We start from the raw sequence: 15,544 nt of genomic DNA, 5'->3' as shown, positions 1-15,544 counted from the left end.
TCGACAGTGATTTACCGCGAAAAGCGGAAAATGGGCACTATGTCTGGATTTGCGTTGAGTGCGGGGTCTGCCAGCAGAGTAGCCACGAGCAGGCTGGACCAATCGGCTCAGCGTGCGAATATGGGCGGCGTGACCGTCGCCAGTGCCGCTCCTATTGTGCTCGTCCTCGGCGACGAGGAGCTGCTCGCCACGCGCGCGGTGACCGAAACCGTTGCCGCTGCCCGAGCCACCGACCCCGGCGTTGACGTGCGCGAATACCAGGCCGGCCAGCTGACCGTCGGCGAGGTCGACGAGATGCTCAGCCCGTCGCTGTTCGGTGGGCGGCGGGTGCTGGTGCTCCGGTCCGGTCAGGACGCGCGCAAGGACCTGGTCGCCGCCCTGCTGGCGTACGCGAAGCACCCCGACCCGGAGGTGCAGCTCGTGGTGACGCATCTCGGAGCGGCGAAGGGCAAGGCGTTCGCCGACGGACTGAAGGCGGCCGGTGCCCAGGTCGTGTCGGCCGCCAAGCTCAAGGTGCATCGTGAGCGGGTGTCGTTCGTCCGGGACGAGTTCCGCCGGGCCGGTGGGCGGTGCACGGACGACGCCGCCGAGGCGCTGATCGCCGCGGTCGGCAATGACCTACGCGAACTCGCCGCCGCCTGCTCCCAGCTGATCGCCGACACCGACGGGCGGATCGACGCCGACACGGTGGCCCGTTACTACCGGGGTCGGGTGGAGGTGAGCGGGTTCACGGTCGCCGACGCCACGATGGTCGGTGACGTGCCGGGTGCGTTGGAGGCCCTGCGCTGGGCGCTGCACGTGGGTGTGGACCCGGTGCCGATCGCCGACGCCATCGCCGACGGCATCCGTACCGTCGCCCGGGTCGCCTCGGCCGGGCGGGGTAGTCCGTACCAACTCGCCAGCAAGCTGGGCATGCCGCCGTGGAAGATCGAGCGGGCCCAACGGCAGGCCAGGGGGTGGAGCCCCGACGCTCTGGTGTTGGCCATGCGGGCGGCGGCAGAGTGCAACGCGGCGGTCAAGGGTGGCTCCGACGACCGGGCGTACGCGCTGGAGAAGGCGGTGTTCTCGGTGGCGGCAGCACGGCAGGGTGGCGCTAGGTGAGCGGAGCCCTCCGTGGCTCGTGGGCCACGATCCCCGCCGACGAGGAGCAGTACCGTCCGTTCTACGCACGGGCGCTCGGTCTGCGGTTCATCAACCCGGGCGGGGTGCTCTGCTTCGTCTTCTTCGAGGGGACGATCGCGCTGGCGGCCCTGCTCGCCCTCGCCGAGCTGGTGAAGTGGTGGGCGGTGCTGGTGCTACCCGCAGTGGTGGCCGTGATGGTCAAGCTCAACGATCTGGTGGTCGCCGCAGTGGTGCGCTCCGCCGCAGCCGTGCCGGAGCAGGAACGGGACCGCTTCCGCCGGCAGATGGAGCCGGTGGTCGGGCGGGCCCGGGTCGACTGGCTACGGCACAGTGTGCCGGGCGTCGTGGTGCGCGAGTCGACCGACCAGTGGCACGGGACACCACCGGACGGGCGGCACGGGACGCCGACGGACGGGCGGCACGGGTCGGCCTCGCGTGGTGTCGCGGGCGCGACCGATCGCAGGCGGCCCGATCCTCGACCCGGCACCACCGAGCCCGGGTGCTGATCGTGGTCCACGCGCGCCGGGGGTGACCGGAAGCCCGGGTGGGCCGCTCCCAGCCGATCGTCCGGCCCAGCACCGCCGTATGGCCGCAGCCAGCGGGGGCGGGTGACCCGACGTGCGGAAGCCCCGAGGCGATGCCCCGGGGCTTCCGTCAGGTCTGGGCGCTAGCTCAGGAGGCGAGCGACGCGACGCGCTTGGCGATCGCGGACTTGCGGTTCGCGGCCTGGTTGCTGTGGATGACGCCCTTGCTGGCCGCCTTGTCCAGCTTGCGCGAGGCGTCCTGCATGAGGGCGGTGGCCTTCTCGACGTCACCGGCCTCAGCGGCCTCGTGGAACTTGCGGATGGCGGTCTTCAGCGACGACTTGACCGACTTGTTACGCAGCCGGCGCTTCTCGTTCTGCCGGTTGCGCTTGATCTGGGACTTGATGTTCGCCACGCGACAGCCTCGTCTTGATAGCTCGGGTTGGTCAGCTTATGCGCGCGACGAGCATGCGTCATCGCTGCGCGAAGAGCCAGGTTACCAGGTCCGGTTCGGGCGGGCCAAAGCGGCACCGGAGGTGGCGGTCAGACCCAGCCCCGACGCTGACAGAGCCAGGCGAGCGCCTGCCCGCCGGTCCACCGCTGGTGTGCCGGCAGATGGACCGACGCGGTCGGCGGTGCCGACGTCGCGGCGGTGAGGTGATAGCCGGCCAGGGCTGCCAGCGCGACGTCCAGCGCGTCGTCGGGTGCGCCGGAGGCGGCCGGATGGGCGGCGAAGAGCGAGTCGGCGTCCAGCCCGGTGGCGTACCCGGTGATGAGCAGGGTGACCAGGTCGAACCAGGCGGGCCCGTGGCACAGCCAGGACCAGTCGCAGAACCACACCGAGCCGGCGGTGTCGACCAGGACGTTGTCGACGCGCAGGTCGCCGTGGGTCAGGCCGGTGGCGGTGCCGGCGTAGTCGGGCAGGCGCGACTCCAGCGCGACCAGGTCGGCCAGGTGCCCCTGGGCGGGGGCGGGCAGCGGCGGTACCGGTTCCCGACCGGCGGCGACCTCACCCCACCAGAGGATGTCGTCGCGGGCCAGATCGGCGAGGTGGGGCAGGCCGAGAGCGGTCAGCTCGGTCGGTGGGTCGGCGAGCGCCTCGGCGACCCCGGTGAAGGCGGCCAGGGTGGCGGTCAGTTCGGCCTGGTCCCAGGGGAGTCGGGGGGTGTGACCGTCGACGGGGTCGAGGCAGAGGACGTACCAACCCGCCTCCCAAAGGGTCCAGCGCGGGCGGGGCACCGGCAGCCCGCCCGGCAGCCGGGCGAGGATCGCGGCCTCCCGGGCGTACCAGTCGACCAGGTGTGGTTGCTCGGCGCGCGGCGCGGCCTTGACGAACGCGCGATCTCCGTCGGCGGTGCGCAGCAGCGCCGCGAAGCCCCGGGTGAAGCCGGCGCCAGCGGTCCGGGCCTCGACCACCGGGGCGCCCAACCGCGTCGTCACCTCGGCCCGCAGCCGCGTCGGCAGCGACGACCATCCGGGCCGTTGCGCGGTGGCGTGGTATGGCACGGCGGGCTGGGGGACGCTCACCCCACCATGCTGCCGGGCCGCGACATCCGGCGCGGATCCGGGCACCCGGTGCGGCGTCTGCCAGACTCCCAGGCCATGAGGACCGACGACTTCTGGCAGCTGATCGACCGCGCCCGTACCGGCGGGGGAGCGCCGGACGCCATCGCCGCCCGGACCGTCGCGCTGCTCGCCGCCGCCGACCCGGAGGAGATCGTCGGGTACGCCCACCATCAGCAGCGGGTTCTGGCCGCGTCCTACCGGGTCGATCTGTGGGGCGCGGCGTACCTGATCAACGGTGGTGCCTCCGACGACGGATTCGAGTCCTTCCGGGGCTGGCTGATGACCCAGGGGCGGCAGGTCTTCGCCCGGGCGGTGGCTGATCCGGACTCGCTGGCCGACCTGCCGCAGATCCGGTCCGCCTCGCTCAGCGGCGAGGAGTTCGAGTGCGCGGACATGCTCGCGGTGCCGTGGGACGCGTACCGGAAGGCCACCGCGACCGACCTGCCGGGGGAGCGCGCGGCGACGCCGCAGCCGGACCTCAACGAGTTCTGGGACTTCGACGACGAGGAGGAGGCCCGCCGCCGACTGCCACGGCTCGCCGCCCTCTTCGTCGAGCCGCCGCAGGAGTGACGGAGGCCCGACCGATGCCCGTGAGGGACATGGGAGCATAGAGGGGGCCGGCGGGTGCCGGCCCGCTCACGTCAGCCGACCAGAACGGACCGCTGTGCCACCGACGCTCGATCCCGGCGCGAACGCTCCTGGTGCCACCGACCCGGGGCGGATCAGGAACTTCTGCATCATCGCTCACATCGACCACGGAAAGTCGACCCTGGCTGACCGGATGTTGCAGCTCACCGGTGTGGTCGATCCACGGCAGATGCGCGCGCAGTACCTCGACCGGATGGACATCGAGCGCGAGCGCGGCATCACCATCAAGAGCCAGGCGGTCCGGATGCCGTGGACGATCCGGGAGGGCGAGCGGGCCGGTGAGCAGGCCGTGCTCAACATGATCGACACGCCTGGCCACGTCGACTTCACCTACGAGGTGTCCCGGTCGCTGGCTGCCTGCGAGGGTGCGATCCTGCTGGTCGACGCGGCCCAGGGCATCGAGGCGCAGACGCTGGCGAACCTCTATCTCGCGCTCGAGAACGACCTGCGCATCATCCCGGTGCTCAACAAGATCGACCTGCCGGCCGCCCAGCCGGAGAAGTACGCCGAGGAACTGGCTCACCTGATCGGTGGTGACCCGGCGGACTGCATCAGGGTCTCCGGCAAGACCGGCGAGGGCGTGCCGTACCTGCTCGACGAGATCGTCCGCCAGTTCGTCCCGCCGGTCGGCGAGGCCGAGGCTCCGGCCCGCGCGATGATCTTCGACTCGGTGTACGACGTCTACCGGGGTGTGGTGACCTACGTCCGGGTGGTCGACGGGCGGATCAGCGCCCGCGACCGGATCAAGATGATGTCCACCGGCGCGGTGCACGAACTGCTGGAGATCGGTGTCATCTCGCCGGAGATGGTCAAGGCCGACGCGCTCGGCGTCGGCGAGGTCGGCTATCTGATCACCGGGGTGAAGGACGTCCGGCAGTCCCGGGTCGGTGACACGGTCACCATCAACGGCCGCCCGGCGGCCGAGCCGCTCGGTGGCTACAAGGACCCGAAGCCGATGGTCTACTCGGGTCTCTACCCGATCGACGGGTCGGACTACCCGGCGCTGCGCGACGCGCTGGACAAGCTCAAGCTCAACGACGCCGCGCTCACCTACGAGCCGGAGACCTCCGGTGCGCTGGGCTTCGGCTTCCGCTGTGGCTTCCTCGGCCTCCTGCACCTGGAGATCATCAGGGAACGGTTGGAGCGGGAGTTCAACCTGGACCTGATCTCCACCGCGCCGAACGTGGTCTACCGGGCGATCCAGGAGGACGGCCAGGAGGTCGTGGTCACCAACCCGAGCGAGTACCCCACCGGCAAGATCGCTGAGGTGTTCGAGCCGACGGTACGCGCCACGGTGCTGACCCCCAACGACTACGTCGGCGCGGTGATGGAGTTGTGCCAGGGCCGCCGGGGCAGCCTGCTCGGCATGGACTACCTATCCGCCGACCGGGTGGAACTGCGCTACACGCTGCCCCTGGCGGAGATCATCTTCGACTTCTTCGACCAGCTCAAGAGCCGCACCAAGGGCTACGCCTCACTGGACTACGAGCCCTCCGGCGAGCAGGCGTCCGACCTGGTGAAGGTCGACATCCTGCTGCACGGTGAGCCGGTGGACGCGTTCAGCGCCATCGTCCACAAGGACAAGGCGTACACCTACGGCACCACGATCGCCGCGAAGCTGCGCAACCTCATCCCGCGCCAGCAGTTCGAGGTGCCCATCCAGGCGGCCATCGGTAGTCGGGTGATCGCCCGGGAGACGATCCGCGCCATCCGCAAGGACGTGCTCGCCAAGTGCTACGGCGGTGACATCAGCCGTAAGCGCAAGCTGCTGGAGAAGCAGAAGGAAGGCAAGAAGCGGATGAAGATGGTGGGCCGGGTGGAGGTCCCGCAGGAGGCGTTCATCGCCGCGCTCTCCTCCGACTCCGACGGGAAGTCGTCCGGAAAGAAGTGACATCGACCGGTGGCGTTCGGTGACGACGCTCCGGCGGTTTGGGGATTCGACGCCGAGGGAATTCGATCGGCACGACAGAAATCCCCGATGACATCTTCTGGGTAAGGAGAGCCGCCATGGAGCTCACCGTCTGGGGCATCATCACCGCGCTGTTCGTGGGTCTGATCATCGGCGCGTTGGGCCGCCTCGTAGTGCCGGGCCGGCAGGACATGCCGATCTGGCTGCACATGATCATCGGTGTCGGCGCGGCGCTGCTCGGCACCGTGCTCGCCCGCGCGATGGGTATCGCCACGGTGACCGCCGGCATCGACTGGGCCGAGCTGGCCATCCAGGTCGCACTGGCCGCGATCGCGGTCGCCCTGGTGGCCGGCGTGGGCAGTCGCCGTCGCGGTGTCACCCATCGGTAATCCGCGATTCGTCTTGACGGGCGCCCGGCCAGCTGGCCGGGCGCCCGTTCGCGTGCGCGACGTTTCGGCGTCGCTGCGACGATCGCTCTGAAAGGCGGTTTGAGATCTTCACGCGCCGGGCATTAGGCGGTCCACGACAGGAACGCCACTAATGTGGAACGTCTTTTGTGAAGGAGAGCGACCATGGAGCTCACCGTTTGGGGCATCATCACCGCGCTGTTCGTGGGTCTGATCGTGGGCGCGTTGGGTCGCCTGGTGGTACCGGGCCGGCAGAACATGCCGATCTGGCTGCACATGCTCATCGGTGTCGGTGCCGCGCTGCTCGGCACCGTGATCGCCCGTGCGTCCGGCTTCGCCGAGACCGCCGGTATCGACTGGCGGGAGCTGATGCTCCAGGTGCTGCTGGCCGCCATCGCGGTCGCCCTGGTCGCCGGTGTGGGCCGCAACCGCCGGGGTGTCACCCACCGGTAAACAGCTGAACGTCGAACGGCGCCCGACCACCGAGGTCGGGCGCCGTTCGCGTACGCGGAGCCCCGCTCACGGTGCCGCCCGGGGGAGGAGGTGCGAAAGGGCAGCTCCCGTAGGATGCGGATCATGACGGGCAAGGTGACATCGGTCAACGTCGGCATCGTGACCGAGGCGGCGTGGGCGGGTGACGCGAGCGGGCGCAGCGGCATCGACAAGCGACCGGCCGACGGCCCGGTGCTGTTCCACACCGGCGGGGTGGCCGGTGACTTCATCGGTGAGCCTGCCCACCACGGCGGGCCGGACAAGGCCGTGTACGCGTACGCGGTGGAGGACGCGGCCTGGTGGGAGACGGACCTCGGGCGCGGCATCCGCCCCGGTGGCTTCGGCGAGAACCTCACCACGTACGCGGTGGACGTGACCGGAGCCGTGATCGGCGAGCACTGGGCCGTCGGTGAGGCGCTGCTTCAGGTGACCATGCCGCGTACCCCGTGCACCACCTTCGCGGGCTTCTGGGGCGTACCGGATCTGGTCAAGCGGTTCACCGCGCGCGCGACGCCCGGGGCGTACCTGCGGGTGGTCCGTGCGGGGGCGGTGGCCGCCGGTGATCCGATCGAGATCGTGCGCCGACCGGGGCACGGGGTGACCGTCGGTGAGGTGTTCCGGGCCACCAGCCTGGAGCCGGAGTTGCTGCCCCGGTTGCTGGAGGCCGACGACCTGCCCGAGAAGATCCGGGAGAAGGTGCGTCGCCGCCTCGGCGAGGTGACCGACTGACGGGCGGACGCTCCAGCGCGGGGTGCACCGGTCGCGGCAACGGGAAAGGTCCCGTGACGGGAAAGGTCCCGTGCGCCACGACCTGTCGCGGCGCACGGGACCTTGTCGTCGGGTCCGGTCAGCGGAGCCAGGGGATGTTGCGGTTGAGCAGACCGCGCTGCTTGAGCTCCTTGCGCAGCGGGATCTCGTCGTCGATGTAGCCGTCCCAGTTGATGCCCCAGTAGTTGGCGGTGTGGGTGCCCTCACCCAGCAACTGGCGCTGCACCGGCGTGCGGTTGCGGTACCACTCGCCGTCCTTGTCGATGTGCAGCTCGTCCAGCGGCCGGATCCACCGGTAGGTGTAACCGACGAACAGCATCTTGCGGGTGATGTTCGACAGGTTCGTCGACCGGGAGTGCCACTGGCGGCGGTCGAAGATGAAGGCGTCACCCGGGTTGGCGGTGATCTCGACGGTGCCCTCCGGGTCCGGGTTGTGCACGCTCAGGTCCGCCGGGCGGGGCAGCGAGTTCCACAGGTGGCTGCCCGGGATCACCTTCGTCGCACCCCGACCCTTCTCCGACAGGTCGGAGAGCACGTAGGCGACCTTCAGCGAGAACATCGGCCGAGGCACGTTCGGGTCCATCGTCTCCGGGTCGGAGTTCTGCCGGTACCCGTCCTGGTGCCAACCCCAGTACGGCTTCTCGGGCTCCAACGCCGGCGGCGTGACGTCGAGGTGGTTGTGGTGGGTGTAGATGTTCCAGCCGGCCAGGCCCCACATGTACGGGAACGCGATCGGGTGGGTGAGCAACTCGCCGAAGAGCTCGTCACGCTCAAGGAAGCCCAGCAGGTGCAGGGTGCCGTCCTTGGTGGTGTTGCCCTTGGCCTTCTCCTCCTCGTAGACGCGGTCGACCGCGGCCTCCAGAGCGGCCCGGTGATCCTCGGTCAGGACGTTGCGCAGCAGGAGAAAGCCCTGCTCGTGAAACTCCTTGCGGTCGACGTCGCTGATCGGTTCGTAGCCGGTCCGGTCGCCGTAGTCGAATGCCACGTCGTACCCCTCCCCAAGAGGTGAAACCATTTCTGGCACAGGCCGCCGATCGTAACGCGCGTGGGGACCGGCCGGGGGGCGGCTCCGGACCATTCCACGGGAGCCGCCACTGTTGGGGGTTGAGTGACTACCCTTCGTCACGCAAAGTCGCAACGGTCGGGGGATATGCGACGAAAAGCCTGATTTTGCGGTGACTGCGGGTAAGGAGATCAGGGTCGCTCAGACATCTTCGTGGACCTCGGCGAGGACCTCGGTGTCGCCCTGGTCGCGGTCGGGCAAGCGCTTCCAGCCGCCGCGCTTGGCGGTCCACTCCCGGCCGTCGAAGGCCACCCGCTTCACCCCGTGCTGCTTGGCGTGGGAGACCAGCCAGTGCGCGTACCGCCAGCCGGCCCGCAGGCCCTCGTCGGACGTCGCCCGGCTGCCGGCGGAGCGGCGCTGGACATCGTCGATCCCCACCTTCAGCAGGGTCGGGTTGCCGTAGCTGTCGACGGCGGAGCTGACGTAGCCCCGGCCCGCCGGTCGATCATCGCCGGAGGTGAACTCCACCAGGCCCCAGTCGAGCGTCAGTCCCTCGGTCAGCGCGGCGATCGCCGCCGCGCCGCGCAGCACCGGATCACCACCCACCGTGCAGGTGACTGCGGTGGTGGCGTGGCCGAGCAGGGCGCGGGTGAGCACCTCCGACTCGTCGGCCCACTTCTCGTACGCCTCCGGGAAGGCCGAGCGCTGCACCTTCTGGGCGGCGTCGGTGACCCGCATGTCCTCCCAGCCGCGCACCTTCTTCAACGCCGCGTAGAACTTCCCCGCCGCGTACCGGGGGTCGCGGATCTGCTTCGGCGTGCCCCAACCCTGGCTCGGGCGCTGTTGGAACAGCCCCACCGAATCGCGGTCACCACCGGCCAGGTTGCGCAGGCCGGACTCCTGGTACGCGGTGGCCAGCGCCACCACCACCGCCCGCTCGGGCATCTCGCGCTGCACGCCGATCGCCGCGATCGTCGCCGCGTTCGCCATCTGCTGCGAGTCGAGCGTCACCTCACCGTCGGCCTGGACGGTGCAGGCCCGGCCGGCCAGTGGCAGCCGTAGCCCCTCACCGGCCTGCCTCAGCACCACGATGATCCCGATCGCGGCGACCAGGACGAGGACCACGAAGCCCGTCGCGACAGCCCGAGTTCGCACCCGCACCTCCTGTTTCACGATCCGCCAAGGGTACGTCCCGCGACGACCGGAACGGGCCGTCCGACCGGTTTCACCCCCGCGTCCCGGAAGGTTCCCCGTCCCGGCCGCCGCTCACCTGTCGAGTTCCGCCACCCACCGTGGCGGTCGCTTCTCCCGGAACGCGGTGACGCCCTCGATCCCGTCGGCCGACAGGAAGTACCCGGTCGACAGCTCCGCCAACTCGGCCAACTCGGCGCGCAGGTCGACGGCCGCAGGACGGCGCAGCAGGCGCTTCGCCCCGGCCAGCGCCGCCGGAGCGCCACGCACCAGCGAGTCGCAGTACCGCCGCACCGCGGCGTCCAACTCCTCGGTCGGCACCGCGGTGGTGACCAGGCCGATCTCGGCCGCCCGCCGGCCGTCGAAGGTGTCACCGGTCAGGTAGAGCTCGGCCGCGGTCCGGGAGGAGAGCCGGGGCAGCACCGTCGCGGAGATCACCGCGGGGATCACGCCGATCCGCACCTCGGTGAAGGCGAACGTGGCCTCGGCCGCGCAGACCGCCAGGTCGGCCGCCGCGATCAGGCCCAGGCCACCGGCCCGCGCCGGTCCGGCCACCTTCGCCAGCACCGGCTTCGGGCACTCCCAGACCGCCGCGAGCACGTCACCCAGCATCCCGGCGGGCACCGTGCCGCTGGCGTACGCCGCAGCGGTCTCCTTGAGGTCGGCGCCAGAGCAGAAGACCGGCCCGGTGTGGTCGAGCACGATCACCCGGACGGCGTCGTCGGCGACCGCGGCGGCCAGCCCGGCCAGCAGCTCGGTCATCAGCGGGGTGGAGAGCGCGTTGCGGTTGTGCGGGCTGTCCAGGGTGAGCGTGGTCACGCCGTGGACCGTGGAGACCCGTACCAGCGCGTCGGTAGACGTCATGGGACGGCACACTAGTGGCCATGCCCGGCGTCCTTCCAGCAGGCGAGCCCGTACCCGTCGACGGGTCACTGCCCGCGTCCGCCCGTGCGTCCGTGGGCGCCCGGGGGTTCGGCGTGTACGTGCACGTGCCCTTCTGCGCGAGCCGCTGCGGCTACTGCGACTTCAACACCTACACCGCCGACGAGTTGGGCGGTGGCGCGAGCCGGGAGGGGTACGCCGACGCGGTGCTGGCGGAGCTGACGCTCGCCGCCCGGGTGCTGGGCGAGGCCCCGCCGGGCCGGGTGGACACGGTCTTCGTCGGCGGCGGTACCCCCACCCTGTTGCCCGCCCACGACCTGGCCCGGATCCTCGAGGCCGTCGACCGCACCTGGGGACTGGCCGCCGACGCGGAGGTGACCACCGAGGCCAACCCGGAGTCGGTGACGCCCGCCTCGTTGAAGGAGTTGCGCGCGGCCGGCTACACCCGGATCTCGCTGGGCATGCAGTCGGCCGCGGCCGGGGTGCTTGCCGTGCTCGACCGCCGGCACCACCCGGGCCGGGCCACCGCCGCCGCGCTGGAGGCCCGTGACGCCGGCTTCGACCACGTCAACCTCGACCTGATCTACGGGACGCCGGGGGAGCGGGCCGAGGACTTCGCCGCCTCGCTGGACCAGGTGGTGGCCGCGGGCGTGGACCACGTCAGCGCGTACGCCCTGATCATCGAGGACGGCACCCGGCTGGCCGCCCGGATGCGTCGTGGCGAGCTGCCGTACCCGGACGAGGACGTGGCCGCGGACCGCTACCTGGCCGCCGAGTCGGCCCTCGACGCGGCCGGTTTCTCCTGGTACGAGGTCTCCAACTGGGCCCGCACACCGCAGGCGCGTTGCCGGCACAACCTGCTCTACTGGACCGGCGGGGACTGGTGGGGCCTCGGGCCGGGGGCGCACAGCCACGTCGGCGGCGTGCGCTGGTGGAACGTCAAGCATCCCGGGGCGTACGCGAAGCGCCTGGCCGCCGGGGAGTCACCGGGCCAGGCGCGCGAGGTGCTCACCGGCGACGAGGCGCACATGGAGGAGGTCATGCTCGGGCTGCGGCTGGCCTCCGGCCTGCCCCTGGACGTGCTGACCGACGTCGGGCGAGCCGGCGCGGCGCGGGCCGTGGCCGAGGGGTTGCTCGCCGAGGCCGCGTACGCAGCCGGCCGCGCCGTGCTCACCCTGCGCGGCCGGCTGCTCGCCGACGCCGTGGTCCGCGACCTGCTGCCCTGATCCCCGTCACCAGGCGCTTCGGTCAGCGCTTCACGAACGCGTAGCTCATCGGGTACTGGTAGAGGACTCCGTCGTTGGCCTTCACCCCGCCGATGATGCCGAAGATCAGCGGAATGATCCCCGCGATGATCGGAAGGAAGAACAGGAGGCCGCAGGTGATCGTGGCGAGCACCCAGCTCAGCACGCCGGCGATGGCCCAGGTGAGCTGGAAGTTCAGTGCGGCCACGGAGTGCGCCCGGACGACCGGGGACTGCTGACCACGGGCCATCATCGCGATCAGCGGGGCCACCCAGCCGAGGAGTCCGCCGCCGACGACCACGCCGAGCGGGCCACCGAAGTGGGCGATCAGGGCCCAGGTCTTGTCCTCGTTGTTGGCGTAGCCACCGCCCGGCGCGCCGTAACCGCCGGTCGGGTAGCCGACACCGGGCGTTCCCGGTGGCGGTGGGTAACCGCCGGGTGGGGGATAGCCGGCCGGCGGCGGCTGGTCGCCGGTGGGGGGCGGATAGCCGCCGGGTGGGGGATAGCCGCCCTGGCCAGGCGAGCCGGACAGTGGTGTCGTGGATTCGTCGCCGGAGTCCGGGGGACGAGGTGGTTCAGTCATGGGGGTCACGGTAGGTGTCACCGGCAACGTCGCACCATAGCGACACCGGCGAGGGTCAACCCGCCGATCGGCTCGACGACGGGCGGAACGACTTGATCATCGCGTCGACGGGAGCACCGACGTAGACTGGCACTCGCTACAGTCGAGTGCCAGGGTGATGCTCTGATGGCCGTGACTCAGGACTGACCTGCGACAGGAGGTGGGGAGGGTGGGTCTGGACGACCGCAAGCTCGCCGTGCTCCGGGCGATCGTCGAGGACTACGTCGCCACCCAGGAGCCGGTCGGTAGCAAGTCACTGGTCGAGCGGCACCAACTGTCCGTCTCACCGGCGACGGTCCGCAACGACATGGCCGTGCTGGAGGAGGAGGGTTACATCCGCCAACCGCACACCAGCGCGGGGCGGGTGCCCACCGACCGTGGCTATCGACTCTTCGTCGACCGGTTGAGCCGGGTCAAGCCGCTCAGCCCGGCCGAGCGCCGGGCGATCGAGCGCTTCCTGGCCGGCGCCGTCGACCTCGACGACGTGGTGCAGCGTACGGTGCGGCTGCTGGCGCAGCTGACCCGGCAGGTCGCGGTCGTGCAGTACCCGAGCCTGGCCCGATCCCGGGTGCGTCACCTGGAACTGGTGCCGATCTCCACCACCCGGCTGATGCTGGTGATGATCGCCGACACCGGCCGGGTCGAGCAGCGGCTGGTCGAGATGCCCGCGCCGATCCCCGCCGACGACGTCCTGGACCTGCGCCGGCTGGTCAACGAGAAGCTGGTCGGTGTGTTCCTGTCGGAGACCCCGCCGCTGGTGCAGGCTCTCATCGACGACTCCCCGCCGCACCTGCGGCCGGCCATGACGACGCTGTCCACGGTGCTGTTGGAGACCCTGGTCGAGCGGCACGAGGAGCGACTCGCCCTGGCCGGCACCGCGAACCTCGCCCGGGGCGGCCTGCTCGACTTCCAGGGTTCGCTGCGCCCCATCCTCGAGGCGCTCGAGGAGCAGGTCGTGCTGCTCAAGCTGATCGGCGAGGTGGAGCCGAGCACCCTGCGGGTACGCATCGGCGACGAGAACGAGATCGACAACCTGCGGGCGGCCTCCGTGGTCAGCACCGGGTACGGCCCGGGCGCGACCATCGTCGGGGGGATGGGCGTGCTGGGACCGACCCGGATGGACTACCCCGGAACCATCGCCACGGTGAGGGCCGTGGCACGCTACGTGGGCGAGCTGCTGGCCCAGAACTGACCAGTCAGGGCCGACGGCAGGCTGCCGCCGCCGAACGGCGTAACGCGAGACGAACACGAGGACACGGAACGCAGTGGCCAAGGACTACTACGGCATTCTCGGCGTGAGCAAGGGTGCCTCCGATGACGAGATCAAGCGCGCCTACCGCAAGCTGGCGCGCCAGTTCCATCCGGACGTGAATCCGGACCCGGAGGCACAGGAGAAGTTCAAAGACATCAACGCCGCGTACGAGGTCCTCTCGGACGATCGGAAACGGCAGATCGTCGACCTGGGCGGAGATCCGCTGGCACCGGGCGGTGGCGGCGGTCCGGGCGGCCCCGGCGGGGCCGGTCCCTTCGTCGGCTTCCAGGACATCATGGACGCGTTCTTCGGTGGCGCCACCGGCGCCGGACGGGGACCGCGACCACGCACCCGTCCCGGCGCCGACGCGATCCTGCGGCTGGAACTGGACCTCCAGGAGACCGCTTTCGGCGTGGAGGCGCCGATCACCGTCGACACGGCGGTGCTCTGCACCACCTGCTCCGGCGCGGGCACCGCCGCCGGTACCCACCTGGCCACCTGCGAGGCGTGCGGTGGTCGGGGCGAGGTGCAGTCGGTGCAGCGCACCTTCCTCGGCCAGGTGGTCTCGGCCCGACCGTGCACCGTCTGCCAGGGCTACGGCACCACCATCCCGCACCCCTGCCCGACCTGCGCCGGTGACGGCCGGGTCCGCACCCGCCGGTCGCTGACCGTCAAGATCCCCGCCGGGGTGGAGGACGGCATGCGTATCCGCCTCGCCCAGCAGGGCGAGGTCGGCCCGGGTGGCGGCACCGCCGGTGACCTCTACGTGGAGATCCACGAACGGCCACACGACGTCTTCTCCCGCAAAGGCGACGACCTGCACTGTCGGGTGACGGTGCCGATGACCGCCGCGGCGCTCGGCACCCGGCTGACCATCAAGACGCTCGACAGCGAGGAACCGGTCGACGTCAAGCCGGGCACGCAGCCGGGCAGCACCCTGCGGCTGCGGGCCCGAGGCGTACCGCACCTGCGGGGGGCCGGGCGCGGAGACCTCTACGTCCACCTGGACGTGCGTACCCCCACCAAGCTCGACGCCGAGCAGGAGCGGATGCTGCGCGAGTTCGCCAAGACCCGTGGCGAGGAGGTCGCCGAGCTGACCAAGCAGGGTGGCTTCTTCTCCCGGATGCGGGACGCCTTCAACGGCCACGCCTGACGTGTCCGCCCCGCTGTTCCTGGTCGAGTCGCTGCCGACCGCCGACACGATGGTGCTGGACGGCCCCGAGGGCCACCACGCCGCCACCGTGCAACGGCTGCGCGTCGGCGAACAGCTGCTGCTCGCCGACGGCCGGGGCGGCACCGCCACCGCCGTGGTCACCGCCGTCGGCCGGGGCACTCTCGACCTCGACGTGACCGAGCGGGGGTACGTCGACGCGGCCAACCCGCGTCTGGTGGTGGTCCAGGGCATCGCCAAGGGCGACCGGGGCGAGTTGGCCGTGCAGGCGATGACCGAGACCGGGGTGGACGAGATCGTCCCCTGGGCCGCCGGCCGCTCGGTGGTGCAGTGGCGCGGCGAGCGGGGCGTACGGGCCCGGGGGCGGTGGGTCGCCACCGCCCGCGAGGCGACGAAGCAGGCGCGCCGGGCGTGGCTGCCGGTGCTGGCGGGCTCGCCGGACGAGAGCACCGCCTCGGTGGCCCGCCGGATCGCCGGGGCGGCGGCCGGGTACGTGCTGCACGAGGAGGCGACCGACCGGTTGACCACCGTCGAGTTGCCCGAGCACGGTGAGATCGTGCTGGTGGTGGGGCCGGAGGGCGGTATCACCCCGGACGAACTGGCCACCTTCCAGGAAGCCGGTGCCCGGCCGGTCCGGCTCGGCACCTCGGTGCTGCGCACCTCCACCGCGGGCGTGGCCGCACTGGCGGTCCTCGCCACCCGTCTGTTGCGTTGGTGAGCGTCGCGGCGGACGCCGCCGGGGA

At 71.1% G+C, this 15,544-nt stretch carries 17 protein-coding genes; 11 read left to right on the top strand and 6 right to left on the bottom strand.

Annotated elements, in window-relative coordinates; translation table 11 throughout:
* Positions 1-120 precede the first annotated feature (120 nt).
* Complete coding sequence (gene holA, locus FF096_RS20135) at positions 121-1,101, top strand: DNA polymerase III subunit delta (protein WP_155220786.1); 981 nt, start codon at positions 121-123, stop codon at positions 1,099-1,101.
* Positions 1,098-1,628: a hypothetical protein gene (locus FF096_RS26785; protein ID WP_309223637.1), complete on the top strand. Its 531-nt coding sequence runs from the start codon at positions 1,098-1,100 to the stop codon at positions 1,626-1,628. The genes holA and FF096_RS26785 overlap by 4 nt, the downstream gene beginning before the upstream one ends.
* A gap of 166 nt (positions 1,629-1,794) precedes the next feature.
* Here the strand turns inward: FF096_RS26785 and rpsT are convergent, their stop codons facing one another.
* On the bottom strand, positions 1,795-2,061 hold the full coding sequence (gene rpsT / locus FF096_RS20125) for a 30S ribosomal protein S20 (protein WP_309223636.1): 267 nt from the start codon (positions 2,059-2,061) through the stop codon (positions 1,795-1,797).
* Between the two features lie 128 nt (positions 2,062-2,189).
* A complete protein-coding gene (locus FF096_RS20120) occupies positions 2,190-3,173 on the bottom strand; it encodes an aminoglycoside phosphotransferase family protein (RefSeq protein ID WP_309223635.1) in 984 nt (327 codons plus the stop codon).
* A gap of 75 nt (positions 3,174-3,248) precedes the next feature.
* Between FF096_RS20120 and FF096_RS20115 the strand changes: the two genes are divergently transcribed.
* The 5 genes from FF096_RS20115 (at position 3,249) to FF096_RS20095 (ending at position 7,397) form a co-directional block, all read left to right on the top strand.
* A complete protein-coding gene (locus tag FF096_RS20115; protein WP_155220783.1) occupies positions 3,249-3,782 on the top strand; it encodes a DUF4240 domain-containing protein in 534 nt (177 codons plus the stop codon).
* 94 nt (positions 3,783-3,876) lie between these two features.
* A complete protein-coding gene (lepA, locus tag FF096_RS20110) occupies positions 3,877-5,751 on the top strand; it encodes a translation elongation factor 4 (protein WP_309223634.1) in 1,875 nt (624 codons plus the stop codon).
* A gap of 116 nt (positions 5,752-5,867) precedes the next feature.
* Complete coding sequence (locus FF096_RS20105) at positions 5,868-6,158, top strand: GlsB/YeaQ/YmgE family stress response membrane protein (RefSeq protein WP_155220781.1); 291 nt, start codon at positions 5,868-5,870, stop codon at positions 6,156-6,158.
* 183 nt (positions 6,159-6,341) lie between these two features.
* A complete protein-coding gene (locus tag FF096_RS20100; RefSeq protein WP_155220778.1) occupies positions 6,342-6,629 on the top strand; it encodes a GlsB/YeaQ/YmgE family stress response membrane protein in 288 nt (95 codons plus the stop codon).
* Between the two features lie 123 nt (positions 6,630-6,752).
* Complete coding sequence (locus FF096_RS20095; RefSeq protein WP_155220776.1) at positions 6,753-7,397, top strand: MOSC domain-containing protein; 645 nt, start codon at positions 6,753-6,755, stop codon at positions 7,395-7,397.
* Between the two features lie 118 nt (positions 7,398-7,515).
* Here the strand turns inward: FF096_RS20095 and FF096_RS20090 are convergent, their stop codons facing one another.
* The 3 genes from FF096_RS20090 to FF096_RS20080 form a co-directional block, all read right to left on the bottom strand.
* Positions 7,516-8,421, bottom strand: coding sequence for a phytanoyl-CoA dioxygenase family protein (locus FF096_RS20090; protein WP_309223633.1), 906 nt, complete (start codon positions 8,419-8,421; stop codon positions 7,516-7,518).
* 219 nt (positions 8,422-8,640) lie between these two features.
* On the bottom strand, positions 8,641-9,600 hold the full coding sequence (locus FF096_RS20085; RefSeq protein WP_309223651.1) for a hypothetical protein: 960 nt from the start codon (positions 9,598-9,600) through the stop codon (positions 8,641-8,643).
* Positions 9,601-9,705: 105 nt separating this feature from the next.
* On the bottom strand, positions 9,706-10,494 hold the full coding sequence (locus FF096_RS20080; RefSeq protein WP_155220772.1) for an enoyl-CoA hydratase-related protein: 789 nt from the start codon (positions 10,492-10,494) through the stop codon (positions 9,706-9,708).
* A 20-nt stretch (positions 10,495-10,514) separates the two neighbouring features.
* On the opposite strand from FF096_RS20080, the gene hemW reads away from it, so the two are divergent.
* Entirely contained in the window at positions 10,515-11,738 is a 1,224-nt protein-coding gene (hemW, locus tag FF096_RS20075; RefSeq protein WP_155220770.1) for a radical SAM family heme chaperone HemW, read from the top strand.
* A 22-nt stretch (positions 11,739-11,760) separates the two neighbouring features.
* On the opposite strand, the gene FF096_RS20070 is transcribed toward hemW, so the two are convergent.
* Positions 11,761-12,339: a DUF4870 domain-containing protein gene (locus FF096_RS20070; RefSeq protein ID WP_155220768.1), complete on the bottom strand. Its 579-nt coding sequence runs from the start codon at positions 12,337-12,339 to the stop codon at positions 11,761-11,763.
* 208 nt (positions 12,340-12,547) lie between these two features.
* Here FF096_RS20070 and hrcA point away from each other — a divergent pair, with 208 nt between their 5' ends.
* The 3 genes from hrcA to FF096_RS20055 all read left to right on the top strand — a co-directional run bounded on the left by hrcA (position 12,548) and on the right by FF096_RS20055 (position 15,519).
* On the top strand, positions 12,548-13,570 hold the full coding sequence (hrcA, locus tag FF096_RS20065) for a heat-inducible transcriptional repressor HrcA (RefSeq protein ID WP_309223632.1): 1,023 nt from the start codon (positions 12,548-12,550) through the stop codon (positions 13,568-13,570).
* Between the two features lie 73 nt (positions 13,571-13,643).
* Positions 13,644-14,783, top strand: coding sequence for a molecular chaperone DnaJ (dnaJ, locus tag FF096_RS20060; RefSeq protein WP_309223631.1), 1,140 nt, complete (start codon positions 13,644-13,646; stop codon positions 14,781-14,783).
* 1 nt (position 14,784) lies between these two features.
* A complete protein-coding gene (locus FF096_RS20055) occupies positions 14,785-15,519 on the top strand; it encodes a 16S rRNA (uracil(1498)-N(3))-methyltransferase (protein ID WP_309223630.1) in 735 nt (244 codons plus the stop codon).
* Positions 15,520-15,544: the final 25 nt, after the last annotated feature.

The sequence above is a fragment of the Micromonospora sp. CP22 genome (assembly GCF_009712475.1).
Lineage (GTDB): Bacteria > Actinomycetota > Actinomycetes > Mycobacteriales > Micromonosporaceae > Micromonospora.
Note: the sequence above shows the minus strand (reverse complement) of the source record. Positions and strands in the feature narration are given on the sequence as shown.

Bases quoted from the DNA above. Each gene is read 5' to 3' on its own strand.
- FF096_RS20105 (WP_155220781.1), top strand. From the start codon at position 5,868: ATGGAGCTCACCGTCTGGGGCATCATCACCGCGCTGTTCGTGGGTCTG.
- FF096_RS20095 (WP_155220776.1), top strand. From the start codon at position 6,753: ATGACGGGCAAGGTGACATCGGTCAACGTCGGCATCGTGACCGAGGCG.
- FF096_RS20080 (WP_155220772.1), bottom strand. From the start codon at position 10,494: ATGACGTCTACCGACGCGCTGGTACGGGTCTCCACGGTCCACGGCGTG.
- FF096_RS20070 (WP_155220768.1), bottom strand. From the start codon at position 12,339: ATGACTGAACCACCTCGTCCCCCGGACTCCGGCGACGAATCCACGACA.
- holA (WP_155220786.1), top strand. From the start codon at position 121: ATGGGCGGCGTGACCGTCGCCAGTGCCGCTCCTATTGTGCTCGTCCTC.
- FF096_RS20100 (WP_155220778.1), top strand. From the start codon at position 6,342: ATGGAGCTCACCGTTTGGGGCATCATCACCGCGCTGTTCGTGGGTCTG.
- FF096_RS20115 (WP_155220783.1), top strand. From the start codon at position 3,249: ATGAGGACCGACGACTTCTGGCAGCTGATCGACCGCGCCCGTACCGGC.
- hemW (WP_155220770.1), top strand. From the start codon at position 10,515: ATGCCCGGCGTCCTTCCAGCAGGCGAGCCCGTACCCGTCGACGGGTCA.